At 44.8% G+C, this 25722-nt stretch carries 23 protein-coding genes; all 23 read left to right on the top strand.

Annotated elements, in window-relative coordinates:
* Positions 1–10: 10 nt before the first annotated feature.
* Positions 11–283 carry a flagellar biosynthesis protein FliQ gene (gene fliQ, locus AR335_RS02570; RefSeq protein WP_053354481.1) on the top strand — a complete coding sequence of 91 codons (273 nt, stop codon included), beginning with the start codon at positions 11–13 and terminating at the stop codon, positions 281–283.
* Between the two features lie 4 nt (positions 284–287).
* Positions 288–1058 carry a flagellar biosynthetic protein FliR gene (fliR, locus tag AR335_RS02575; protein ID WP_053354480.1) on the top strand — a complete coding sequence of 257 codons (771 nt, stop codon included), beginning with the start codon at positions 288–290 and terminating at the stop codon, positions 1056–1058.
* Positions 1059–1063: 5 nt separating this feature from the next.
* Positions 1064–2137, top strand: coding sequence for a flagellar biosynthesis protein FlhB (gene flhB / locus AR335_RS02580; protein WP_175501852.1), 1074 nt, complete (start codon positions 1064–1066; stop codon positions 2135–2137).
* Between the two features lie 30 nt (positions 2138–2167).
* The gene (gene flhA / locus AR335_RS02585) at positions 2168–4201 is read left to right on the top strand and encodes a flagellar biosynthesis protein FlhA (RefSeq protein ID WP_053354479.1); all 2034 of its coding nucleotides are present in this window, start codon (positions 2168–2170) and stop codon (positions 4199–4201) included.
* On the top strand, positions 4198–5322 hold the full coding sequence (flhF, locus tag AR335_RS02590; RefSeq protein WP_062231769.1) for a flagellar biosynthesis protein FlhF: 1125 nt from the start codon (positions 4198–4200) through the stop codon (positions 5320–5322). The genes flhA and flhF overlap by 4 nt, the downstream gene beginning before the upstream one ends.
* On the top strand, positions 5315–6199 hold the full coding sequence (locus tag AR335_RS02595) for a MinD/ParA family protein (protein ID WP_062231771.1): 885 nt from the start codon (positions 5315–5317) through the stop codon (positions 6197–6199). The genes flhF and AR335_RS02595 overlap by 8 nt, the downstream gene beginning before the upstream one ends.
* Positions 6187–7239, top strand: coding sequence for a protein-glutamate methylesterase/protein-glutamine glutaminase (locus AR335_RS02600; protein WP_062231773.1), 1053 nt, complete (start codon positions 6187–6189; stop codon positions 7237–7239). Before AR335_RS02595 ends, AR335_RS02600 begins: the two co-directional genes overlap by 13 nt.
* A gap of 15 nt (positions 7240–7254) precedes the next feature.
* A complete protein-coding gene (locus tag AR335_RS02605) occupies positions 7255–9252 on the top strand; it encodes a chemotaxis protein CheA (RefSeq protein WP_062231775.1) in 1998 nt (665 codons plus the stop codon).
* Between the two features lie 22 nt (positions 9253–9274).
* Positions 9275–9742, top strand: coding sequence for a chemotaxis protein CheW (locus AR335_RS02610; protein ID WP_062231777.1), 468 nt, complete (start codon positions 9275–9277; stop codon positions 9740–9742).
* Complete coding sequence (locus AR335_RS02615) at positions 9742–10383, top strand: chemotaxis protein CheC (RefSeq protein WP_053354473.1); 642 nt, start codon at positions 9742–9744, stop codon at positions 10381–10383. Before AR335_RS02610 ends, AR335_RS02615 begins: the two co-directional genes overlap by 1 nt.
* A complete protein-coding gene (locus tag AR335_RS02620) occupies positions 10376–10864 on the top strand; it encodes a chemotaxis protein CheD (protein WP_156418825.1) in 489 nt (162 codons plus the stop codon). The genes AR335_RS02615 and AR335_RS02620 overlap by 8 nt, the downstream gene beginning before the upstream one ends.
* Before the next feature lie 26 nt (positions 10865–10890).
* The gene (locus tag AR335_RS02625; RefSeq protein WP_062231780.1) at positions 10891–11658 is read left to right on the top strand and encodes a FliA/WhiG family RNA polymerase sigma factor; all 768 of its coding nucleotides are present in this window, start codon (positions 10891–10893) and stop codon (positions 11656–11658) included.
* Positions 11659–11686: 28 nt separating this feature from the next.
* Positions 11687–12115 carry a DUF6115 domain-containing protein gene (locus AR335_RS02630; protein ID WP_062231782.1) on the top strand — a complete coding sequence of 143 codons (429 nt, stop codon included), beginning with the start codon at positions 11687–11689 and terminating at the stop codon, positions 12113–12115.
* A gap of 175 nt (positions 12116–12290) precedes the next feature.
* Positions 12291–13016: a 30S ribosomal protein S2 gene (gene rpsB, locus AR335_RS02635; RefSeq protein ID WP_062231784.1), complete on the top strand. Its 726-nt coding sequence runs from the start codon at positions 12291–12293 to the stop codon at positions 13014–13016.
* A gap of 102 nt (positions 13017–13118) precedes the next feature.
* Positions 13119–14003 (top strand): translation elongation factor Ts, encoded by an 885-nt coding sequence (tsf, locus tag AR335_RS02640; RefSeq protein ID WP_062231786.1) that lies wholly within the window; start codon positions 13119–13121, stop codon positions 14001–14003.
* Between the two features lie 94 nt (positions 14004–14097).
* Positions 14098–14823, top strand: a complete 726-nt coding sequence (pyrH, locus tag AR335_RS02645) for a UMP kinase (protein ID WP_053358273.1) — start codon at positions 14098–14100, stop codon at positions 14821–14823.
* The gene (gene frr / locus AR335_RS02650; RefSeq protein WP_053354467.1) at positions 14823–15380 is read left to right on the top strand and encodes a ribosome recycling factor; all 558 of its coding nucleotides are present in this window, start codon (positions 14823–14825) and stop codon (positions 15378–15380) included. Before pyrH ends, frr begins: the two co-directional genes overlap by 1 nt.
* Positions 15381–15466: 86 nt before the next feature.
* Positions 15467–16225 carry an isoprenyl transferase gene (locus AR335_RS02655; RefSeq protein ID WP_062231788.1) on the top strand — a complete coding sequence of 253 codons (759 nt, stop codon included), beginning with the start codon at positions 15467–15469 and terminating at the stop codon, positions 16223–16225.
* Between the two features lie 15 nt (positions 16226–16240).
* Positions 16241–17035, top strand: a complete 795-nt coding sequence (locus AR335_RS02660; protein ID WP_062231790.1) for a phosphatidate cytidylyltransferase — start codon at positions 16241–16243, stop codon at positions 17033–17035.
* Between the two features lie 23 nt (positions 17036–17058).
* Entirely contained in the window at positions 17059–18207 is a 1149-nt protein-coding gene (locus AR335_RS02665) for a 1-deoxy-D-xylulose-5-phosphate reductoisomerase (RefSeq protein ID WP_062231792.1), read from the top strand.
* Between the two features lie 16 nt (positions 18208–18223).
* Positions 18224–19501 carry an RIP metalloprotease RseP gene (gene rseP, locus AR335_RS02670; protein WP_053354463.1) on the top strand — a complete coding sequence of 426 codons (1278 nt, stop codon included), beginning with the start codon at positions 18224–18226 and terminating at the stop codon, positions 19499–19501.
* A 20-nt stretch (positions 19502–19521) separates the two neighbouring features.
* Positions 19522–21234: a proline--tRNA ligase gene (locus AR335_RS02675; RefSeq protein ID WP_062231794.1), complete on the top strand. Its 1713-nt coding sequence runs from the start codon at positions 19522–19524 to the stop codon at positions 21232–21234.
* A 100-nt stretch (positions 21235–21334) separates the two neighbouring features.
* Positions 21335–25630, top strand: coding sequence for a PolC-type DNA polymerase III (locus AR335_RS02680; RefSeq protein WP_062231796.1), 4296 nt, complete (start codon positions 21335–21337; stop codon positions 25628–25630).
* Positions 25631–25722: the final 92 nt, after the last annotated feature.

The following is a 25722-nucleotide window of genomic DNA, read 5'->3' on the forward strand; positions in this document are numbered from 1 at the left end:
GGTGTATCGTATGAATTCAGAATTTGTTATATCCATTGCTGAAAAAGGGGTCTACACGACACTCCTGTTATGCGGTCCGCTCCTCGTAATCGCCCTGGTTGTCGGTCTCATCGTCAGTATCTTTCAGGCGACCACCCAGATTCAGGAGCAGACACTGGCTTTTATCCCTAAAATAGCAGCGGTGCTGATCGCGCTCATATTTTTCGGGCCGTGGATGCTTTCTCAAATGGTAACGTTCACGTATGAAATATTTAATAATTTAAATCACTTTGTAGGTTTGTAACAGCATGGATTTTTTGAATTCGTTCCCTGCTTTTCTATTAATCTTAGTCAGAGTCGGTTCCTTTTTTGCAACCGTACCGATCTTCTCTTATAGAAACATACCGAACGTACATAAGGCAGGGCTGGCTGTTTTCCTTTCCTGGATCATGCTTTACGCCCTTGGATCCCCTGAAGTTTCAGTTAACAGCGACTTCATCGTCCTGATTTTTAAGGAAGCGCTTGTCGGCCTGTCGCTTGGTCTGATTGCCTCCATCCTGCTCTTTTCGATTCAGGTTGCAGGGGGATTCATCGATCTGCAGATGGGGTTCGCCATCGCCGGGGTGTTTGATCCGCAAACAGGAGTTCAGACACCGCTGATTGGTAAATTTTTATACAATCTGGCCATCTTGTTTCTATTTGCACTGAACGGCCATCACATGCTGATCGACGGATTATTTTACAGCTATTCTTTTGTACCTCTCACTGACATGCATTTTGGATGGGGAGATGGAGAAGTTGCAAGGCACGCAGTCTCCGTGTTTTCTGCCATGTTTGTTATCGCATTTCAGATGGCGCTCCCGATCGTAGGCTCGTTGTTTCTCGTCGATCTCGCTTTAGGAGTAGTTGCGCGGACTGTACCTCAGGTCAATATTTTTGCAGTTGGCCTTCCGATAAAAATTATTGCAGCATTCTGCATCTTGTTCGTCATCATGCCGGCGTTTTTTATGAGCGTACAGTACTTGAGTGATGAGATGTCACAGGCCATGAGGAAGCTGCTCATGTTGCTTCAGGAGTGATACCCATGCCATTACACATTGATTTGCAGTACTTTTCAGGCGAGAAAACCGAAAAAGCCACTCCAAAGAAAAAAGAAGAAAGCAAGAAAAAAGGACAGGTTGCCAAAAGCGCGGACGTGAACACTGCGGTTACCTTATTCGCCGCTTTTTTAATGCTTTGGTTCACCGGCAAGACGGCCGCCGGGAAACTGCTTCACCTCGTGAACTATTCGCTGCAGAACGGTTTGTCGCTCGAGCCGACAGAAGAAAATGTTCAAATGCTGTTTGTCCATCTCGTCGAGGAGTCAGCAGGCATCGTTCTTCCTGTATTGCTGACTGTTCTAGCCGCTGGTGTTTTTGCGAGTTTTATCCAGACCGGATTTTTGTTCTCGGCAGAAGCTGTCCAGATGAAGCTTGAAAGGCTCAATCCGCTGCAAGGGTTTAAAAAAATCTATTCCATGAGAGCAGTGGTCGAACTAATTAAATCCATATTGAAGATTTCCATTATCGGAACAGTTACCTTTCTGGTGATCTGGAATAAAAAAGACCAGCTGATGAAATTATCGCAGGTCAGCCTGGAATCTGCACTTGGCATCTTTGGCGGTTTGGCTTTTCAAATGGGGTTTTATGCTTCTCTCGTTCTTCTCTTTCTTTCTTTGCTTGATTTTATGTACCAGAAATTTGATTTTGAGAAGAGCATCCGGATGTCCAAGCAGGACATCAAGGATGAATACAAAAAATCAGAGGGTGACCCGAAAATCAAGTCAAAGATTAAAGAGAAACAGAGACAGATGGCCATGAGAAGGATGATGCAGGAAGTGCCAAAAGCCGATGTGATCATCACCAATCCTACCCACTATGCAATCGCATTAAAATATGACGATCAGAGAATGGAAGCTCCTGTCGTCGTAGCTAAAGGAGTAGATTTGATCGCGCAAAAAATAAAAAAAATAGGCGCGGAGAACCGGGTGGCTTTAGTCGAGAACAGGCCGCTCGCCAGAACCCTCTACAGCCGGGCTGAGATCGGTGATGTTATACCTGAAGATCTGTTTAAGGCAGTCGCTGAAATATTGGCTTATGTCTACCATTTAAAGAAATAAGTGCAGCAAATGTAAGGAGAGAAGGAAAAAATGAAAGCAAGAGATATTAGCATTTTAGTCGGGGTAATCATGATCATCGCCATGTTGATCATTCCTTTGCCTACATGGCTGCTCGATTTCTTTATCATCATCAACATCACATTGGCGCTTATCATCATATTAATTTCTATGAATATGCAGGAGCCGCTGCAGTTTTCCATTTTTCCTTCATTGCTGCTGCTCGTAACACTTTTTAGGCTCGGTCTGAATGTATCGACGACGAGGTCTATACTGGGGTACGGAAAAGCGGGGAACGTGGTCCATACATTCGGAGAGTTTGTGGTAGGAGGCAATATTTTAGTCGGAATTGTCGTCTTCTTTATACTAGTAGTCATTCAATTTATCGTTATCACAAAAGGATCAGAACGTGTTTCTGAAGTGGCGGCCAGGTTTACTTTGGATGCGATGCCTGGGAAACAGATGAGTATCGATGCTGACCTGAACGCAGGGATGATCTCAGACCGTGAAGCGAAAGAAAGACGAGAAAAGGTAGAGCGGGAATCAGATTTCTACGGGGCGATGGACGGTGCAAGTAAGTTTGTAAAAGGAGATGCCATTGCCGGGATCATTATCGTCCTGATCAACATGCTGTTCGGTATTATTATCGGCATGACGCAGATGGGATTAAGTTTTGCCGAAAGCGCGCATACGTTTACATTGCTGACGGTGGGTGACGGGCTTGTGAGCCAGATTCCGGCATTGATTATTTCTACCGCCACCGGGATCATCGTTACAAGAGCCGCTTCTGAAGGAAATCTGGGATATGATATTTCAAGACAGATTCTAGCCTATCCTCATATGCTCATCGTGGCAGCCGCTACCATCATCGCCTTAGGGCTTTTCACACCGATTAACGATTTTGTCACCATCTCCATTGGAGGCCTTATCGCGATCGGCGGATATCTGCTGATAAAAGCAGAAAATCAACAAAAGGAAATGAATGAAGTCATCGAAGAAGACATTCAAACAGAACAGCTTAAAAGTCCGGAAAGTGTCATCAGCCTGCTGCAGGTCGACCCGATTGAATTTGAGTTTGGGTATAGCCTGATTCCTCTGGCAGATACCAATCAGGGCGGGGACCTGCTGGACCGGGTCGTCATGATCAGAAGGCAGCTGGCACTTGAACTTGGCATGATTGTTCCGGTTGTCCGGATTCGTGACAATATTCAGCTTCAGCCGAATGAATACAGAATTAAGATCAAGGGCAATGAGGTGGCGCAAGGGGAACTGCTTCTGGATCATTACCTGGCGATGAGCCCGGGAATTGAAGATGAAGCGATTCAAGGGATAGATACAGTGGAGCCCGCGTTTGGACTCCCAGCCCAATGGATCTCCGAAGACATGAAGGAACGGGCAGAAATGTCGGGATATACCGTAGTGGATCCCCCGTCCGTCGTTTCTACCCATCTGACCGAAATCATTAAGAAGTTCGCTCACGAACTGATCGGGCGCCAGGAGACAAAGCAGCTCATCGACCATATGAAAGAAAGCTATCCTACACTGATCGAGGAAGTTACACCTGATCCGCTTTCTGTCGGGGAAATTCAGAAAGTACTGTCTAAATTATTAAAAGAAAAAATATCCATCCGAAATCTCCCTGTTATTTTTGAGACGCTGGCTGATTTCGGAAAAATGTCCAGAGATATTGATCTATTGACTGAATATGCAAGGCAGGCCCTTTCAAGACAGATATCAAAACAATACGGACAGGATAATCAGCCATTAAAAGTCATTACGCTGGGCGGATCGGTCGAGAAAAGAATAGCAGATCACGTACAGCAAACAGAGCATGGCAATTATCTGTCCCTAGATCCGCAAGATTCTCAGCTTATTTTTGACCATATCTCAAAAGAGCTTGAACAAAGCAGGAGTTTTGGGCAAACGCCGGTCCTGCTCTGTTCGCCCGCAGTGCGCATGTATGTAAGGCAGCTGCTCGAACGCTACATGCCTGATCTTGTCATCTTATCGTATAACGAGCTGGAGCCGGAGCTGGAGGTTCAAAGCATAGGAGTAGTGAATATATGAAGGTGAAAAAATACAGCGCTCCTACCATTCAGGAAGCTATGAAAAAAATTCGGGGAGAGCTTGGAAGTGAAGCGGTCATTTTGCAAAGCCGGGAGGTCCAGACCGGTGGTTTTATGGGGTTCTTTACAAAGACGAGCATTGAAGTAGTTGCTCTTCTTGATGCAGAACCGGTGCCTGCCACCAAAAAACATCCGGTGAACAGGCAAGATAGTCCTCCGTTGCAGAATGAACCAGACAAAATTGCGAAGAGTTTAACCCAAGACATCAATGAATTGAAACAGATGGTAAAACGATTGTCATCCGGGGATTCCGGCCCTGTCATCCATGAATCCATCCAGTTCTGGGAAGGTTTCTTACGGAATCGCGGTCTGAGTGAATCTGTGATTGCCTCAATCGTTTCAGAGATGGCAGAGAAGTGTGACTTGCTGCATGGCAGCGAAAAGAAAGACATTGATTGGTTTCCCTGGATTTCAGATTGGATGCTCAGCCGGATCACGAATGATGGATGGAACGGTTTTAACTATGAAACAAAATATTTAAACGTCATGGGACCGACGGGAGTTGGCAAGACGACTACCTTGGCGAAGCTGGCAGCAAAAGCCAAGCTGAATGATGGGAAAAAGGTTGCTTTTATCACAACAGACACTTACCGGATCGCTGCGATTGAGCAGTTGAAAACTTATGCCGCCATTTTAGATGTGCCGATAAAAGTAGCGCACAGTGCAGAAGATTTTCAGCTGGCAAAACGGGAGTTCAGCGAGTGTGATCTGGTATTGACCGACAGTGCAGGCCGCAATTTTCTGAACAGCACGTACGTCCATGAACTTCAGGGCCTTCTGGAATCAAAAGATGAGATGACGAACTATCTGGTCTTATCATTAACTTCCAAATTTGAAGATATGAAAAAGACGATCGAGCAATTTAAAGAAGCGGGTATTGATCGATATATTTTTACAAAAAAGGATGAAACGTCATCGCTCGGTTCCTTGATGAACCTCTTGATCGAGGAGCGTATATCAGCCGCTTATATTACAAATGGACAAAATGTTCCTGACGATATATTTGAACCAAAACCGGAAGATATCATTGAAATGTTCTTAGAGGCAAAAGTGAATGCGTGATCAAGCTGAAATTCTGCGTTTGAAGATAGAAGCAGCTTCATCTGATCAGCCGACGAAAGTATTTTCCGTTTTGAGCGGAAAGGGCGGAGTCGGCAAGTCCAACGTAGCGGTGAATTTTTCGCTGGCACTTAGCAAGCTGGGAAAGAGGGTGCTGCTGGTCGACCTTGATATCGGGATGGGAAATGTCAATCTTCTGCTAGGGTCCCCTTCTCGTAGAACGATCGTTGACCTTCTGGACCAGCGGCTTTCTATCTGGGAAATCATTGAAAAGGGCCCTGGCAATCTAAGCTTTATTGCCGGGGGGAGCGGCCTCACCCGGATGGTTGAAATGGACGAAAGAAAATCAGCATTCTTTGCTGCGCAGCTCCAGGACCTTTCCAGTATCTATGAATATATCGTTTTTGACATCGGGGCGGGTGTTTCAGAGACAAGCCTGAATTTTATCATGGCCGGGCATGAAGCTATCCTTGTTACAACCCCGGAGATTACGTCTGTTACCGATGCCTACTCTATGATCAAAATGCTTCATGCCAGATGCCCTGAACTTCCGGTTTTTACGGTAGTCAATCAATGCCGGAGTACCCGGGAGGCAATGGAAGTTCATCAGCGTTTGGCAAAGGTTACAAGTGAGTTTCTTAACAAAGAGATTAAGAATCTTGGATCTGTTCCCTTTGATCCTTCCGTTCAGCTCGCTGTCAAGCGGCAGAAACCGTTTCTGCTGCACCAGCCCCGGTCACCAGCAAGTGCTGGGATCATCAGAGCGGCACATCAGTTCTCAGGGAATGTGAAAGAAGAACAGTCTATTAGCTATCAGCGTTTTATTGAAAGGCTCACGGCTTTTTTTAAGAAAGGCAGAGATGAATCTTGGAAAAGATAAAAGTTTTGGTGGCTGACGACTCTGCTTTTATGCGAAAGATGATCAGCAATATGCTGAATTCTGCAGAAGGCATTGAGGTTGTCGGCTCAGCAAGAAACGGGGAAGAAGCGTTCAGCAAGGCGATGGATCTTAATCCGGACGTCATAACAATGGATGTCGAGATGCCGGTGCTTACCGGAATAGATGCGGTAAAAAAAATTACAGCCTTGAAAGAGATACCGATCATCATGCTCAGCAGCACAACAAAAACTGGGGCCGACAATACGATTCTTGCAATGGAGGCCGGGGCGTTTGACTTTATTGAAAAGCCTTCGGGAGCGATTTCCTTGGATATCGAAAAAGTGAAGGTGGAACTGATTCTTAAAGTAAGGTCGGCGCTCAAGAATAGAAAAATTGGCGACAGCTCAGCGGATAGACATTCAAATCATTGTTTTAATACCGGAAAGATGATTTCAACATTACATAAGCCGGCCGGCCAAAAGGTGATCTTAATCGGTGTTTCTACCGGAGGCCCTAAAGCTCTTCACCACGTGTTTTCCAAGCTGCCGGGTAACTTATCCCTGCCTATCGTTATCGTCCAGCATATGCCGAAAGGATTTACGGCTTCGCTTGCCGACAGGCTTGATTCCATATCAAAAGTGAAGGTAAAAGAAGCAGTGGACGGCGAGATGTTAAGGGCGGGAACAGCTTATCTGGCACCAGGAGGGTATCATGTGGAACTGAGGCAGGATAGAGAAGGACTGGCTATATCATTAAATACGAGTGATCCCGTAAGAGGACACCGGCCTTCTGTGGATGTTCTGTTTAACAGTGCATCTGCTGTAAGGTGCCATGCGATGGCTGTTGTGTTAACGGGTATGGGTTCGGATGGTTCTTCCGGCATTTTAGCAATAAAAAAAGCAGGGCCATCGCTGATCATTGCGGAGTCTGAAGAGTCTTCCGTCGTATACGGCATGCCAAAAGCAGCCGCTGCTACCGGTGTAGTAGATCAAGTTGTTCATATTAAAGATGTTGCTGACAGTATTTTAAATTTTGTTTAGGCAGGGTGAAACCAGATGGAAATGAGTCAATACTTGGATATTTTTATTGAAGAAAGTAAAGAACATTTACAATCAATGAATGAACAGGTTCTGCTTTTGGAAAAACAGCCTGATGAATTATCTATCGTTCAGGAAATTTTCCGTTCAGCCCATACGCTGAAAGGTATGTCTGCTTCAATGGGTTATGAAGATCTAGCGAACCTGACTCATATTATGGAAAACGTGCTCGATGGCATAAGGAATCACAAGCTGACCGTTACGCAGGACCTCCTGGATGCTTTGTTCGTTTCCATTGATCACCTGGAAGAGATGGTGTTATCCATTGGCAACGGAGGAGATGGAAAAAAAGACGTGGAAGATATCGTACGCCTTCTTCATGCCATCGAGTCCGGAAAGAGCGAGGAGCCTCCTCAAAATAAACAAGAACAGAGCAAGCCAGGACAAGCAATATTTGATGAATATGAATTGACAATCATGAAACAGTCACTTGAGCAAAACTTTCACGTATACCAAATATCTGTTGAACTTCGCGATGATTGTCTGCTAAAAGCCGTAAGGGCGTACATGGCATTTGAAACATTGGAGCAGATGGGTGAAGTGGTGAAATCAGTCCCTTCGGTAGATCTTATCGAACAGGAAAAATTCGAACGGGAATTTCAAGTAACCCTCATTTCAAAAGAACAGCCTGAGACCATTCAAAACAACCTTTTGAAGGTGTCTGAGATTGATAGGGTTTCAATAGAAAGTATTATGGCAGAACACATTGTTCAGAACGAAGCAGAAGAGGCGGATCCGGATGAAGAAAAGACTGGAACTGATATGAAGGGCGAGCCCGCTCAAAAAACATCTTCCGCATCGGCCGGAAGTAAAACAATCAGAGTTAACATAGACCGGCTGGACCGCCTGATGAACCTTTTTGAGGAACTGGTCATCGACAGGGGACGCCTTGAAAAGATATCAAAAGACTTGAAAAGCAATGACTTGAATGAAACGGTCGAAAGGATGTCGAGAATTTCATCTGATCTGCAGGACATCATTTTAAACATGAGAATGGTGCCGGTAGACCAGGTGTTTAACCGCTTTCCGCGTATGATACGGGGATTGGCAAAAGACCTTGGAAAATCAGTCTCTCTTGAGATAACGGGGGCAGAAACAGAACTTGACCGGACGGTGATCGATGAGATCGGTGACCCGCTTGTTCACCTGCTGCGAAATTCCATTGATCATGGAATCGAGAAACCCGAAAAGAGGGCTGAAGCGGGGAAAAGCGAGATCGGTACGATCCATCTTAGGGCGTATCATAGCGGAAATCATGTGTTTATCGAAATTCAAGATGATGGAGCAGGAATTAACAGGCACAAAGTACTCGAACGGGCCATTGAGAGAGGAATTGTAAACCGGGAATTATCAGAAGATTTCACAGATAAACAAGTTTTTGAATTATTGTTCGCATCTGGCTTTTCAACAGCGGACGTTATCTCTGACATATCTGGAAGAGGTGTTGGCTTAGATGCAGTGAAAAATAAAATTGAATCGTTAGGCGGTTTCGTCACTGTAGATTCAAGGGAAGGCAGCGGTTCTTTATTTTCAATCCAGCTTCCCCTGACGCTTTCCATCATTTCTTCCATGCTCGTGAAGGCAGGGGAAGAAACGTATGCCATTCCTCTTTCTTCTATTATAGAAACGGCACTGATAAAACAGAGCGATATCATGACCGTCCATCATCAGCCAATGATTGATTTCAGGGGCAAAGTAGTTCCGCTTATTTCGTTGAGCGAACTGTTTGAAGTGCCTGTACCGGGCTGGGATGAAAAGGACAGAAGTTCTGTAGTCATTGTTAAAAAAGGAAACAAGATGGCGGGGCTTGCTGTGGATTCCCTGATCGGCCAGCAGGAGATTGTTTTGAAATCACTTGGGAATTACCTGGCATCCGTCTTTGCAGTTTCGGGCGCAACCATTCTGGGTGATGGTCAAGTTGCTCTTATTCTAGATTGTAACGCACTTATAAAATAACCATATACGGAGGTAGTCTGACATGAACGGACAAGAGATAAAAGTCATTGTATTTCAATTAGAAAACGAAGAATACGGCGTAGATGTACACCAGGTGAAATCGATCGAGCGAGTTTCTCATATTACAAGAATTCCAAGAACTCCCGGGTTTGTAAAAGGTGTGATTAATCTTAGAGGAATTGTAACCCCAATTATTGATCTTCGCAGCCGATTCGGAATGGAAGAAAAACAAACGGATGAGAACACGAGAATTATTATTGTAAATACGGATGAGATGGAAGTCGGCCTGATCGTTGACTCCGCAAATGATGTGCTTGACATTCCTGCTGCGGATATTGAGCCTACACCAGAGGTGGCAGGCGGAATAAACGCAGAATATCTGGACGGTGTTGCTAAGATTGGGGATAGACTGCTGATTCTACTCCAGTTAGACAAAGTGCTGAACAAAGAAGAAGTCACACAATTACATTTAATCGGTAATCAGGGATAATGGCCGGATATGCACGCTTGACGGGTTTTCATTTGGATGTACTGAGGGAAGTCGGAAACATAGGCGCAGGGCATGCGGCTACCGCTCTCTCAGAACTTCTCGGGAAAACCGTAGATATGAGGGTTCCTTCAGTGAATATTGTCTCCCTTCAGGAGATGACAGAACTCCTTGGAGGAACAGAAACGGTTGTGGCTGCAGTCTACCTGCGGATGCTTGGTGACGCTCCAGGATCGATGTTCTTCATGCTTCCCCTGAATCAGTCAAAAAAGCTTGTCAGCCATCTGTTAGCCGGAGAACCATATGACCCGGCTGAAGGTGTGTATTCCGAACTGACCCTGTCTGCCCTGCAAGAGGCGGGCAACATCCTTTCCGGATCTTACTTGTCGGCCTTATCCGATCTTACAGGAATGAACATACAGCCATCTGTTCCATCACTGAGTATAGATATGGCAGGTGCTATCCTGGGCTATGGATTGATTGAAATATCGAAATCAAGTGATTACGCAATTATTATTAACACGTCACTTACCGAACCGGAAAACATGCACTCGGACAGTATTCACGGATACTTTTTTCTGCTGCCTGATCCTGATTCGTTTGAAAAAATATTTGATGCGCTTGGAGTGCCTTTGCATGAGTGAAGTGATTAAAGTTGGCATAGCAGAAATCTCCTATGGAGGACCGGCCGCGTTTATCCGGACAACCGGCCTTGGATCTTGTGTAGGCATTATCCTTTATGATCCGATAACAAGGATGGCAGGTATGGCACATGTCATGCTGCCGGATTCATCAATGTCAAGAACACCTGAAGTTAATGAAGGGAAGTTTGCAGATACGGCTGTAAAAGCTCTTGTGAAAAATCTGGAGACACAAGGTGTCAAGAAGATCCGGCTGAAAGCTAAAATAGCAGGCGGTGCACAGATGTTTCAATTTTCTTCAGGCCAGGAATCCATGCGGATCGGCCAGAGGAATGTGGAAGCTGTGAAGAGCGGACTGGCGGATTCAGGGATACCGCTGGTCGCTGAGGATACGGGCGGAAATAAAGGAAGAACGATTGAGTTTAACACAGACACATTTGAGCTGATGATCAAAACCGTACACCAAAAGGAGTTCATCATTTAAAAAACTGAAATTCAGGGGGAGTAGGCATGACATCTTCATCTTCTGTTGTAGAAGAGCAGGAAACGTGGAAAAAATGGCATGAAGACAGGGACAGCGAAGCCGGAGATATACTTTTAAGAGCGTATATGCCGCTGGTTCAATACCATGTGCAGCGAATCTCAGTCGGTCTGCCAAAGAACGTTAACCGTGACGAGTTAAAGAGCCTGGGCATGCTCGGCTTGTTTGATGCTCTGGAAAAATTCGAGCCCGAGAGGGATCTTAAATTTGATACGTATGCTTCCTTTCGAATCAGAGGAGCAATACTTGACGGGTTGAGAAAAGAGGACTGGCTTCCGCGGTCGCTGAGGGAAAAAACAAAAAGAATTGAAACGGCCATCGAGAAGCTAGAACAGCAGAATCTCAGGACGGTGAGTTCTTTTGAAGTGGCTGAAGAACTTGGAATTGAAGAAGACGAAGTGAATTCCGTCATCTCCGAAAGTTTTTTTGCGAATGTACTTTCCATCGATGAAGATAACAGGGATAATGAGAACAAAGAAAAGATCGGCTATACAATAGAAGATAAAAAGGGTCTGTCTCCAGAGTCAGAGATCGTACAGTCCGAACTGCATAAGGAATTGGCAGAAGTCATTACGGAATTGAATGAAAAAGAACAGCTTGTGGTCAGTTTATTCTATTTCGAAGAAATGACTTTCACAGAGATCGGCCAAGTGCTCGGATTATCAACTTCACGGATATCACAAATTCATTCCAAGGCTCTTTTCCGGCTAAGACAGGTGTTAAAACGGTATTTATAAAATTTCATTTTCAGAATGCGGGGATCACATGCTGTATTTTCTAACCACTGTCAGTTTAGTGCTGAATGTATTATGTTTTTATTTGATTGCCGTGTTATGGCAGAAACAGAGCGGCGGTGGAGCTGCTCTTCAGGATGAACAGGTAAAAAGAGAGCTTGAAGATCTGCTCCTTGCCTATGCCAGCGAGATGAAAGAACAGAACGATGAGATCATGAACCTGATCAAAGAAAACTGCGGCACAGGCCCTGTAAAAACCGAGCCTGCTGCTGAAAATCATATAGAGGAAGCCGAGAATGGCAACCCAGCTGCCGCAACAGAAGACATTCAGGTCGCCATCTTGCATCAAGATGTTTTAAATTATGCGGAAAGTGGCTATACTGCAGATCAGATTGCGAAAATGCTTGACAGGGGCAAGGGTGAGATCGAGCTGATCCTAAAGTTTCATGGAGCTAGATAAGGATTTATCGACAAGAAATTATATTTTATCTTGCTACTCTGTGCCGAAGTATGGTATATTTAATTTCGGTGTTAATCACACACGTCTGCGGATTTAACCATTGGTGCTGCATATTTGCAGTTTTGGCTAAAGGCGAAGCAGGCGGAGGAAAACAAAACCATCAGGAGGTGCCATCATGGCAGTCATTTCAATGAAACAACTATTGGAAGCCGGCGTACACTTTGGACATCAAACACGTCGCTGGAATCCGAAAATGTCTCGTTACATCTTCACTGAGCGTAACGGCATTTACATCATCGATCTTCAAAAAACAGTGAAAAAGGTTGAAGAGTGCTACAACGTAATGAAAGACATCGCTGCAAACGGCGGTAAAATTCTTTTCGTAGGTACTAAAAAACAAGCTCAGGATTCTGTTAAAGAAGAAGCAGCTCGTTCTGGCATGTACTTCATCAACCAACGCTGGTTAGGTGGAACATTAACAAACTTCGGAACTATCCGCAAACGTATCAACCGTTTAAAAGAACTTGAAAGAATGCAAGAAGACGGTACTTTTGATGTTCTTCCTAAAAAAGAAGTTATCCTTCTTAAAAAGGAAATGGATCGTCTTGAAAAGTTCTTGGGCGGAATCAAAGAAATGAACAGCCTTCCAGATGCGTTATTCATCGTAGATCCTCGCAAAGAGCGAATCGCTGTAGCAGAAGCTCGCAAGCTGAACATTCCTATTATCGCTATCGTGGATACAAACTGTGATCCTGACGAAATTGATCACGTGATTCCTGGTAACGATGATGCGATTCGTGCAGTAAAACTTCTTACTGGAAAAATGGCCGATGCTATTATTGAAGCTAACCAAGGCGGAGAAGAGCAAGAAGCTCAAAACGACGAAGAAACATCTGCATAAGCAATATAAACAGAAGGGTGATGGAGGGGATAAGCCCTTTCACGCCCTTTTTTAATGCTAAAGTCAACCATGCTTTACATAAACCAAAGGAGGAATTACATTATGGCAGTAACAGCTCAAATGGTAAAAGAATTGCGCGAAAAAACAGGCGCAGGGATGATGGATTGCAAAAAAGCTTTGACAGAAACAAACGGTGACATGGAAAAAGCAATCGACTTCCTTCGTGAAAAAGGAATCGCGAAGGCAGCTAAAAAAGCTGACCGTATCGCTGCAGAAGGTTTAACTTCTGTTGTTGTAGACGGAAACAAAGCTGTAATCCTTGAAGTGAACTCAGAAACTGACTTTGTTGCGAAAAACGAAAACTTCACAGCATTGATCTCTGTGCTTTCTAAGCACCTTCTTGAAGCGAACGTTTCTTCTGTAGAAGAAGCACTTTCTTCAGAAATCAAAAGTGAGGGCATTTCCGTTAACGATTACCTAAACAATGCGATCGCTAAAATTGGAGAGAAAATCTCTCTTCGCCGTTTCCAAATCATTGAAAAAGGCGAAAATGCTGTATTTGGAGCTTACCTTCACATGGGCGGACGCATCGGCGTACTTTCTGTAGTAGAAGGAACTACTGACGAAGCAGTTGCAAAAGACGTAGCTATGCATGTAGCTGCAGTCAACCCTCGCTACATCTCCCGTGATGCGGTAAGCGAAGAAGAAGTAGCGCGTGAGCGTGAAGTTCTTACTCAACAAGCTCTAAACGAAGGAAAGCCGGAAAATATCGTTGCTAAAATGGTAGAAGGACGCCTTGGCAAGTTCTTCGAAGAGATCTGCTTGAACGACCAGTCTTTCGTCAAAGACCCAGATCAAAAAGTAGGTAAATATGTGGCTTCTAAAGGCGGAACTGTAAAAGCATTCGTTCGTTTTGAAGTTGGAGAAGGAATGGAAAAACGCGAAGATAACTTCGCTGAAGAAGTAATGTCTCAAGTTAAAAAGTAATGCAGTAAAAAGCAGAATGAGGGAGCACAGTGTGTTCCCTTTTTTCAGAACGGAAGAAGCAAGCTATAATAAGGTGATGGATACGGAGGGAATTATGAGTACTTCAAAATACAAACGAGTAGTCCTAAAACTAAGCGGAGAAGCACTTGCCGGCGGAAAAGGCAGCGGAATTGACCCGGCTGTCATTCAGTCCATAGCCAACCAAGTCAAAGACATCGTTGAGCTTGGTGTAGAAGTTGCTGTAGTTGTTGGCGGCGGTAATCTATGGAGAGGCAAAGCGGGAAGTGAAATGGGAATGGATCGTGCTTCCGCTGATTACATGGGAATGCTTGCGACCGTCATGAACTCCCTGGCGTTGCAGGACAGCCTGGAGAACATCGGTGTTCAGACAAGGGTACAGACTTCAATTGAAATGCGTCAGGTAGCTGAACCGTATATTCGCAGAAAAGCTATTCGTCACCTTGAAAAGAAACGTGTTGTTATTTTTGCAGCAGGAACAGGAAATCCATATTTTTCAACGGATACGACAGCTGCTCTACGCGCTGCGGAAATTGAAGCTGAAGTCATACTGATGGCTAAAAACAATGTGGATGGCGTATATTCTGCTGATCCGACGATTGATCAAACAGCTGTAAAATACAATACTTTATCCTACCTTGATCTTCTGAAAGAAGGACTTGCAGTAATGGATACAACAGCTTCTTCTTTATGTATGGACAATGATATACCGCTTATCGTATTCTCCATCATGGAAGAGGGCAACATTAAGCGTGTAGTTATAGGTGAAGAAATCGGAACGACGATTAGGGGGAATAATTAATGGCAAAGGAAATTTTGACAAACGCAGAAGACCGAATGAAAAAAGGCATTTCATCTTTTCAGCGTGAACTTTCAACTATACGTGCCGGCCGAGCTAACCCTGCGCTTTTGGATCGTATTCATGTCGATTATTACGGAGCACAGACTCCGATTAACCAATTAGCGGGAATATCTGTGCCGGAGGCCCGTTTATTGGTCATTCAGCCTTATGACAAATCCGCCTTGAATGATGTTGAAAAAGCGATTCAAAAATCTGATCTTGGGCTGACGACTTCTAATGATGGCCAAGTGATCAGGATTGCGATTCCTCCTCTGACAGAAGAAAGACGCAAAGAACTCGTTAAGCTCGTTAAAAAATACGGTGAAGAAGCAAAAGTAGCTCTTCGAAACGTTCGCCGGGATGCCAACGATGATTTGAAAAAATCAGAAAAAGACGGTGAGATCACAGAAGACGAACTGCGCCGCTACAGCGAGGACGTACAGAAGCTTACAGACAAATACATTAGCGAAGTAGATTCTGTCGCTGTAAATAAAGAGAAAGAAATCATGGAAGTATAATTGATTTCCATGTAAAATAAAATAAGAAAAGCCCTCTTTATACAGGGGGTTTTTTTGTTAAGTCTGGACTAAATGGGGGCTCTGCCATGCTTGACAGAATTACATTCTGGAAAAAAGACGAAAAATCTGTGATGGATATAAAAGATGATTTAATACCCGCTCATGTCGCTATTATTATGGACGGCAACGGACGCTGGGCAAAACGGCGCGGTCTCCCAAGGATTGCCGGACATCATGAAGGAATGAAGGTTGTTAAAAAAGTGGTCAGGCACGCAAGTGATCTTGGCGTAAAAGTTCTTACACTTTATGCTTTTTCAACAGAGAACTGGAAGCGTCCGCGGGATGAAGTGGATTTTCTTATGAAGCTGCCCGGTGAATTCTTGAATAGCTTCTTGCCTGAACTGATTGAACAGAATGTGCGCGTTACGATCATGGGGCATAAAGAAGTATTGCCGATACATACCATCCAGGCTGTTGACGAGGCGATTGAAAAAACAAAGAGCAACACGGGACTCGTTTTGAATTTTGCCTTGAATTACGGAAGCAGAAACGAAATTACAACCGCTCTTACTCAAATTATCCAAGACATCGGCAAAGGTGCAGTGACTCAGGAGGACGTCAGCGAAGAACTGATCAGCCAATATTTGATGAGTGCAAGCCTGCCTGATCCTGATTTGCTCATCAGAACAAGCGGAGAAGTCCGTCTCAGCAATTTTATGCTATGGCAGCTGGCTTACAGTGAATTTTGGTTTACCGACATCAATTGGCCCGATTTTACTGAGGAACATTTTAAAAAAGCCATTTACGACTATCAAAATCGCGGTCGGCGTTATGGCGGTGTATAATAAGAAGGAGGATTTATGAAGGAACGTATCATCACGGGTATTATTGCCGCTCTTCTTTTTATAGGAGTTACCGTTTATGGCAAATTGCCCTTTACTCTCGTTATCATCGCATTGGCAGTGATTGGTTTGCATGAATTGCTTAGAATGAAAAAGATAACGATTCTGTCTGTTCAGGGGCTCATCGGGCTGCTGCTGACTCTGGCGACCGTTATTCCCGAAAATTGGAAAGAAACGTATCTTGGCTATTTCTCAGGTGCTGAACCGATTGTTCTTGCTTTGCTGCTGATCCTGGTGGTAACGGTTATAACTAAGAACAGATTTACATTTGATGATGCTGGATTCGTCATTCTCTCTTCTTTATATGTCGGATATGGATTTCACTATATTCTTGAAACGAGGCTGATGGATCAAGGCTTGCCGATCTTATTCTTCATCCTATTCATGATCTGGGGTGCAGATTCGGGAGCTTATTTTACAGGGAAATCGATAGGGAAAACAAAACTATGGCCTGTAATCAGCCCGAATAAGACCGTGGAAGGGGCTGTAGGCGGAATTATCACCAGCATTGCTGTAGGTTTGCTGTGCTATGCGTTTAACTTTATTCCTTTTACGCTCTCAATAGTCATTTTAATGGCGGTTATCGCGGGTATTTTTGGACAAATCGGGGATCTTGCGCAGTCTGCATTTAAACGGCATTACGGGGTGAAGGACTCTGGCAATCTGCTGCCGGGGCATGGCGGGATTTTAGACCGTACGGACAGCTGGCTGTTCGTTCTTCCTCTCCTGCATATTCTGCACTTGCTTGCTTAAGAGAAAAGGACAAGGAGTAATCTATGAAAAAAATCAGTTTGTTGGGTGCTACAGGTTCAATAGGAGTACAGACTCTTGATGTGATCGAGCAGCACCCTGAGCAGTTTCGGTTAACAGCCATTTCTTTTGGGAAGAATATGGAAAAAGGCCTGGAGATCATCCATAAGTTTGAGCCAGAAGTGATTGCTGTCCAGAAAAAGGAGGATGCTGACCGGCTTCGGTTGAAGCTGGGAAACAGCTTCCGTATCGTTTTTGGGGAAGAAGGCTTAATCGAAGCGGCTGCTGCGACCGAAGCAGACATCGTCGTCAGCGCTGTGATGGGGAGTGTAGGGCTCCTGCCTACCATCCATGCAATAAAAGCCGGCAAAGACATTGCAATCGCTAATAAAGAAACACTAGTGACGGCGGGGCATATCGTGATGGAACTCGCAGAAAAGCATGGTGTCCGAATTCTGCCCGTGGACAGTGAGCATTCAGCGATCTTCCAATGTTTGAATGGAGAAAATCCCAAGCAGATCGAACGCCTGATCTTGACGGCCTCCGGCGGAAGTTTCCGTGATTATACGAGAAACCAGCTGGCTGATGTAACAGTAGATCAAGCGCTGAACCATCCAAACTGGTCGATGGGTGCCAAAATCACCATTGATTCCGCTACGATGATGAATAAAGGATTAGAAGTTATTGAAGCACATTGGCTGTTTAATATCCCGTATTCAAAAATAGACGTCATCTTACACAAAGAAAGCATCATACACTCTATGGTAGAGTACAAGGACGGCAGCACACTGGCTCACCTTGGAAACCCTGATATGAGGGTTCCTATCCAGTATGCTCTTACGTATCCCGACAGACTTGAACTGCCTTCATCAAAAAGGTTAAACTTATGGGAAATAAGCAAACTTCACTTTGGAAAGATGAATCAGGAACGGTTCCGCTGCCTGAAGCTGGCATACATTGCCGGTGAGAAGGGCGGTACGATGACAACAGCCATGAATGCTGCAAACGAAGAAGCTGTTCAACTTTTTCTAGACCGAAAGATTCCTTTTTTAAGGATTGAAGATTTTATTGAAAAGGCTATGGAGCAGCATGAGTTCATCGAACGGCCAACGCTGGAAGAGATACAGGCAATCGATAGACTTACAAGGCAGTATGTTCAGTCATTACTAAATTAAAGGTGGGTAAAAGGTTATGAATACAGTCATTGCCATCGTTATTATCCTGGGTGCACTTGTGTTCTTTCATGAACTTGGCCATTTGCTTCTTGCCAAAAGAGCGGGTATTCTATGCAGAGAATTTGCCATCGGGTTCGGTCCTAAAATTTTTGCATTCAAGAAGAACGAAACGACATACACGGTTCGCCTTCTCCCCCTTGGTGGATTTGTAAGAATGGCTGGGGAAGATCCTGAAGGCATCGAGCTTAAACCGGGCTACAGGGTTGGTTTGATTTTTAACCCGGAAGGCAATGTACAGAAGATTATCGTGAACCATAAAGAAAAATATGAGATTCAAAAAGTCATTACCGTAGAAAGTGCCGATCTGGAAAGGGATCTGATTATCCGGGGATTTGAAAATGAGGAAGGCGAACGTCTTATCTATAAAGTAGATCCGCAAGCGATGTATGCAGCTGACCACCAGGAAATGCAGATCGCACCGTATGACAGACAGTTTGGTTCCAAGACGCTAATGCAGAGGACGCTCGCAATCTTTGCCGGTCCGTTCATGAATGTGCTGCTTGCGTTCATCGTATTGATGAGTTTTTCACTGTTTCAGGGCATCCCGACGAAAGAAGCGAGGCTGGGTAATCTGGCACCGGATGGAGCTGCCATAAAATCTGGCCTGCAGAAGGGTGATAAGATCGTTTCGGTCAACGGTGATAAAGTCAGTAACTGGGAAGAGCTGGTTTCATTCATACAACAGAATCCGGGAGAAGAACTGACCTTTGAAATTGACCGGAACGGACAGACTCTTAAAAAGCCAGTCACTCCAGGCGAAAGGGATATGGATAACAAAGGGAACAAGGAAGGGTTTATCGGAGCCTATCCGTCCACTGAGTTTTCTTTATTGGGTTCTGTCTCCTACGGAGCAAAACAGACATGGTTCATGACGAAGATGATCTTTATTGGCCTAGGTGACCTGATTACCGGAAAACATGGATTTGATCAGCTTTCCGGACCGGTTGGAATTTACGAGTATACGAATAAAGCAACAGAGGGCGGAATTCCTATGCTGCTGCAGTGGGCGGCTGTACTTAGCATCAACCTGGCCATCTTTAATCTATTGCCGCTGCCCGCACTAGACGGCGGAAGACTCCTATTCCTGGCACTTGAAGCATTGAGAGGAAAGCCTATCGATCCGCAGAAAGAAGGGCTCGTCCACTTTATCGGATTTGCGTTTCTGATGCTCCTGATGCTGGTCGTTACATGGAATGATATTCATAAATTCTTTTTAGATAAAATTGATCAATAAGTTTTAGTTGAGGTGGAGAGATGAAGCAAAGCAGGTTGTTCGCACCAACATTAAGAGAAGTTCCGGCAGATGCCGATGTTGTCAGCCATCAGCTGCTGCTCAGAGCGGGTTTTATCCGTCAGAATGCAGCTGGAATCTATTCGTTTTTGCCTTTAGGGAAAAAGGTACTTCATAAAGTAGAAGCAATCATTCGCGAAGAAATGGAGAATGCAGGCTCCAATGAGCTTGGCATGCCGGCGCTTCAGCTTGCTGAACTATGGCAGGAATCAGGAAGATGGTATTCCTATGGCCCGGAACTCATGCGTTTAAAAGACCGTCACGGGCGTGAATTTGCGCTTGGTCCAACCCATGAGGAAGTCATCACGAGCCTGATTCGCGATGAAGTAAAGTCTTATAAAAAGCTGCCACTTAATCTTTTTCAGATCCAAACAAAATACAGAGATGAAAAACGTCCTCGTTTCGGGCTTCTTAGAGGCCGCGAGTTCATCATGAAAGATGCCTATTCTTTCCATGCTGATAAGGAAAGCCTGGATGATACCTATGAAGGAATGAAAGAAGCTTATAAAGCTATTTTCAGCCGATGTGGCTTAAACTTTAGAGCGGTCCTTGCAGATTCAGGAGCGATTGGCGGAAAAGACAATCATGAATTTATGGTACTTTCTGAGATTGGTGAAGACTTGATTGCTTATTCTACCGAATCCGATTTTGCAGCGAACATTGAAATGGCTCCTGTCAGCGCGGTTTATGAAACATCTGATGAAGCAAAAAAAGAATCGAAAAAAATTCAAACCGATAATGCAAAAACCATTGAAGAAGTGGCTGCCTATTTAAATGTAGAATCAGGTCAAATCATCAAATCTGTTCTGTTTATGGCAGACGATGAACCTGTACTCGTTCTCGTCCGCGGAGATCATGAGGTAAATGATATCAAGGTTAAAAATACGCTTGGTGCAGAACAAGTGGAACTGGCAGCTGCTGAGCAGACAGAAGCTATGATGGGCTGCAAGCCGGGCAATATCGGCCCTGTTTCAGCACCTGAGAATGTGAAGGTCATCGCAGATGAAGCAGTTGAGTATATGGTGAATGCCGTCATTGGTGCTAATGAAGAAGGCTATCACTATAAAAATGTGAATCCGGGTAAAGATTTCAGTGTTTCTCAATATGCTGATCTCCGTTTCATCCAGGAAGGTGATGCTTCACCGGACGGAAATGGAACGATCCGGTTCGCAAAAGGAATTGAAGTGGGGCATGTCTTCAAGCTCGGACAAGTCTATAGTGAACCATTAAACGCAGCATTTCTTGATGAGAACGGAAAAAATCAGATCATGACAATGGGCTGCTATGGGATTGGGGTTTCACGTACACTTGCTGCTGTAGCGGAAGAGAACAACGATGAAAGAGGGCTCATCTGGCCAGTTTCACTTGCTCCGTTTGATGTGCATCTCATTGCGGCCAACAGCAAGGACGACATTCAGGCAAGTCTCAGCGAAAAACTGTATGATGAGTTAAAGGATGCAGGTTATGATTGTCTTTATGATGACCGAAAAGAGCGTGCAGGTGTCAAATTCGCCGATGCTGATCTAATCGGAATTCCAATCCGCATTACTGCAGGAAAAAAAGCAGGCGAAGGAATTGTGGAATTGAAAATCAGAAAAACCGGTGAAGTTGCCGAGATACATGTTTCAGAACTAGTGGAGGCCGTTAAAAGCCGCCGCGAAATACTAGCGCGCTAGCATCCAGGGGATGACTTATGTGCCTGACACCCGAAGGAATTCTTTGGGGAATTGGGCTTTCCAACCTAAGTCATCCTCTTATTTATGGAAGGAGGGCATCATGAACAGTGACGATCAGGTAAGAAAAGAACGCTTCGCTCTGCTGTTGGACCAGATTGGCATCCCGGACGAACTGCGCCAGCACCTTGGCGAAGGCAGCGTTCAAAAGCTCGCCATCGATAAGAACGACAGAAGCTGGCATTTTTATTTTTCATTGCCTAAGCCAATGTCTGCCAATGTTTATACGTTTTTTACCGCGAAATTAACTCAGGCGTTTGAACATATTGCAAAAGTATCGTTTTCCGTCCGCTGCGAAACGAAAGACTGCGAAGAAGCATTATTGAGCCAATATTGGGAGATATGCTGTGAGAAGCTTAAAACAACAGCGAGCTCTCTTATACCTGGCCTCTTAGGGCAGACACCAGAAGTGACGGGGAACAAAATAAAAGTTACGGTAAGAAACGAGGCTGAAGGATTGCTCATCAAAAGAAAGCTTTCTTCAGCGATGACAGAAGTCTACCGCTCGTTCGGTATGGAATCGGTGTCTCTCGAGATCGAAGTAAAACACAGTGAAGAGGAATTTCAAAAGTTCGTTGATCAGAAAAAGCAGGAAGACGCAGATAAAGTGCTCGCTGCGCTTATTGAGAAGGAGAAAGCAGATAAACGAGATGCTTCTTCTGCTCCATCAGAGATCATGATAGGTTACAAGATTCCGGATGACCCTGTTTCCATTGAAACGATTCAAGATGAAGAACGGAAGGTTACTCTGCAGGGATTCGTTTTTGATGCGGAGACACGGGAACTTAGAAGCGGCCGAACGCTGCTTACGTTTAAGATTACAGATTACACCGATTCAATCATGGTGAAGATCTTCTCAAGAGATAAAGAGGATATACCGATTTTACAAGCTGTTAAAAAAGGAATCTGGGTGAAGGTCCGGGGCGGAATCCAAAATGATACGTTCGTTCGTGATCTAGTAATGATCGCTAACGACATCAACGAGATCAAACCTGAAACAAGGAAAGATTTTGCTGAAGAAGGAAAGAAAAGGGTAGAACTTCATCTTCATACCCCAATGAGCCAGATGGACGCCGTAACATCGGCATCCAGGCTGATCGGCCAAGCGAGCAAATGGGGCCATGAAGCAGTAGCGATAACCGACCATGCTGGCGTTCAATCCTTTCCGGAGGCTTACTCTGCCGGGAAGAAGAATGGAATTAAAGTCCTGTATGGTGTGGAAGCAAATCTAGTGGATGACGGAGTGCCGATCGCATACAATGAGCAGCATCGTAAACTCGCCGATGAGCCCTATATCGTTTTTGACGTAGAGACGACAGGTTTATCGGCCGTTTACAATAAGATCATTGAGCTTGCTGCCGTTAAGGTGCTAAACGGGGAGATTATTGATCGGTTTGAGTCGTTTGCGAATCCGCATGAGCCGCTTTCAGACACTACGATCAATCTGACGGGAATCACCGACGATATGGTGAGAGACGCTCCAGAGATTGAGGAAGTTTTAAAGCGTTTTGAAACGTTCATGGGCAATGATATTCTTGTAGCTCACAATGCCAGCTTCGACATGGGATTCTTGAACGAAGGATTTCGTAAAATCGGAATCCAGGAGGCTCGTAATCCGGTCATCGATACCTTGGAACTTGCGCGTTTTATTCTGCCCGAACTGAAAAATCACAGACTGAACACACTTTGTAAAAAGTTTGATATTGAACTGACCCAGCACCACAGGGCCATTTACGATGCAGAAGCTACCGGGTATCTATTATGGAAACTATTAAAGGAATCATTCCAAAAAGGGATAGAGTTTCATGACCAGCTGAATGAAAACATGGGGCAGGGTGGCTATATGAGGAGCCGGCCTTCTCATTGTATTCTGTTCGCCCAAACCCAGCAGGGATTGAAAAATTTATACCAGCTCGTATCTGAGTCTCATTTGAATTATTTTTACAGAACACCAAGGATTCCTCGCTCACGTCTGGCGAAATACCGGGAAGGACTGCTTATCGGTTCAGGCTGTGACAAGGGAGAAGTCTTCGAGGGCATGATGCAGAAAGCTCCGGCAGAAGTGGAAGAAATCGCAAAGTTTTATGATTATCTTGAGATCCAGCCTCCATCCAACTACTATCATCTGATCGAACGAGAGCTGATACAGGATGAGCTGGCGTTAAGGGAGATTATCGGGAATATCGTCAAACTTGGTGAAAAGCTTGGAAAGCCTGTAGTTGCTGCAGGAAATGTCCATTATCTGGAACAAAATGATGCCATCTACCGAAAAATTCTTATTTCAAGCCAGGGTGGGGCAAACCCGCTTAATAGGCAAAGCTTGCCTGAAGTCCATTTTCGGACAACAGACGAAATGCTCGATTGTTTCTCGTTCCTGGGAGAAGAGAAGGCGTTTGAGGTTGTTGTAGCGAATACCCAAAAAGTTGCCGCCCAGATCGAAGAGATCAAGCCGATACCTGATGACTTGTACACGCCAAAAATTCCTGGTGCTGAAGATGACGTGCGGAACATGAGTTATTCGATGGCTCGCAGCATCTATGGCGAGAAACTGCCTGAAATCGTGGAAAAACGGCTGGAAAAAGAACTGAACAGCATCATTGGGCATGGGTTCGCTGTTATCTATCTCATTTCTCATAAGCTCGTTAAAAAATCACTGATTGACGGATATCTTGTTGGTTCGAGGGGGTCAGTCGGGTCATCCTTTGTGGCGACGATGACAGAAATTACGGAAGTTAATCCCCTTCCGCCACATTATGTTTGTCCGGAATGTAAGGAATCGATCTTTTTTGATGATGGTTCTGTCGGATCAGGTTTCGACCTTCCCGACAAAGAATGCCCGCAATGCCTTGTGCTCTACAGAAAAGACGGGCAGGATATTCCATTTGAAACGTTCCTTGGCTTCAAAGGGGATAAGGTACCAGATATCGATCTAAACTTTTCAGGTGAATACCAGCCGCGAGCCCATAATTATACGAAGGAACTTTTTGGAGAAGAGTATGTATATCGAGCGGGGACAATTGGCACAGTTGCTGAGAAAACAGCGTATGGCTATGTAAAAGGATACGCATCTGACCATAACATCAATCTCCGTTCTGCAGAAGTGGACAGGCTGGTTTCTGGCTGTACCGGTGTAAAACGGACGACCGGCCAGCATCCTGGCGGAATAATCGTTGTTCCGGATTACATGGATATCTATGACTTCTGTCCGATCCAGTTTCCTGCTGATGATAAGAACTCCGAGTGGAAGACGACGCATTTTGACTTCCATTCCATCCATGACAACCTTTTGAAACTCGATATACTGGGACACGATGATCCGACCGTCATCCGGATGCTCCAGGATTTAAGCGGCATTGATCCGAAGACGATTCCAGCATCTGACCAGGAAGTTATGAAAATATTTTCCGGGCCTGAAGTACTCGGTGTAACAGAAGATCAGATTCTATGTAAGACCGGTACTCTAGGGATCCCGGAATTTGGGACAAAGTTCGTCCGGCAGATGCTTGAAGAGACGAAGCCGAGCACGTTCTCAGAGCTTGTGCAGATCTCCGGCCTCTCTCACGGAACGGATGTATGGCTCAATAATGCCAATGAGCTTATCGCTGATGGAACGTGCGAACTGAAAGACGTAATCGGCTGCCGTGACGATATCATGGTGTATCTGATCTATAAAGGCCTTGATCCTTCACTCGCCTTTAAGATCATGGAGAGCGTCCGTAAAGGAAAAGGACTCATCCCTGAATGGGTAGAAGAGATGAAAAAGAATGATGTGCCGGACTGGTATATAGGTTCATGCTTGAAGATCAAGTATATGTTCCCGAAAGCCCATGCTGCAGCCTATGTTATGATGGCTGTTAGAATCGCTTACTTTAAAGTGCATTATCCCATTCTTTTCTATGCTGCTTATTTTACGGTCCGTGCCGACGATTTTGACATCACCGCCATGGTAAGAGGCTCAAGCGCCATCAAAGCTAAAATTGAAGAGATCTCTTCTAAAGGGCTGGATGCCTCTACAAAGGAAAAGAACTTGCAGACAGTTCTCGAACTGGCGTTGGAAATGTGCGAACGAGGATTCTCTTTTGGAAAAGTGGATCTTTACCGCTCAAGCGCAACCGAGTTTTTGGTGGAAGGAAACCAGCTTATCCCGCCGTTCAACTCCATTGCCGGCCTTGGTACCAATGCGGCTCTCAATATCGTGAAGTCGCGCGAAGACGGTGAGTTCCTCTCGAAAGAGGATCTTCAGCAGAGGGCTCGCCTATCTAAAACGATCATCGACTATCTGGATGAACAAGGCTGTCTTGCAGGCATGCCTGAAGCCAACCAGCTCTCTCTCTTCTAAAATGAGCATAGCGCTGATGGTAAGGCAAGTTGCATAAACCCTTAGATTATGATATAGTAAATTTGGAAATACTTATGAATACCTTTCGGGAA

The sequence above is a fragment of the Fictibacillus sp. FJAT-27399 genome, assembly GCF_001510655.1.
GTDB lineage: Bacteria > Bacillota > Bacilli > Bacillales > Fictibacillaceae > Fictibacillus_C > Fictibacillus_C marinisediminis.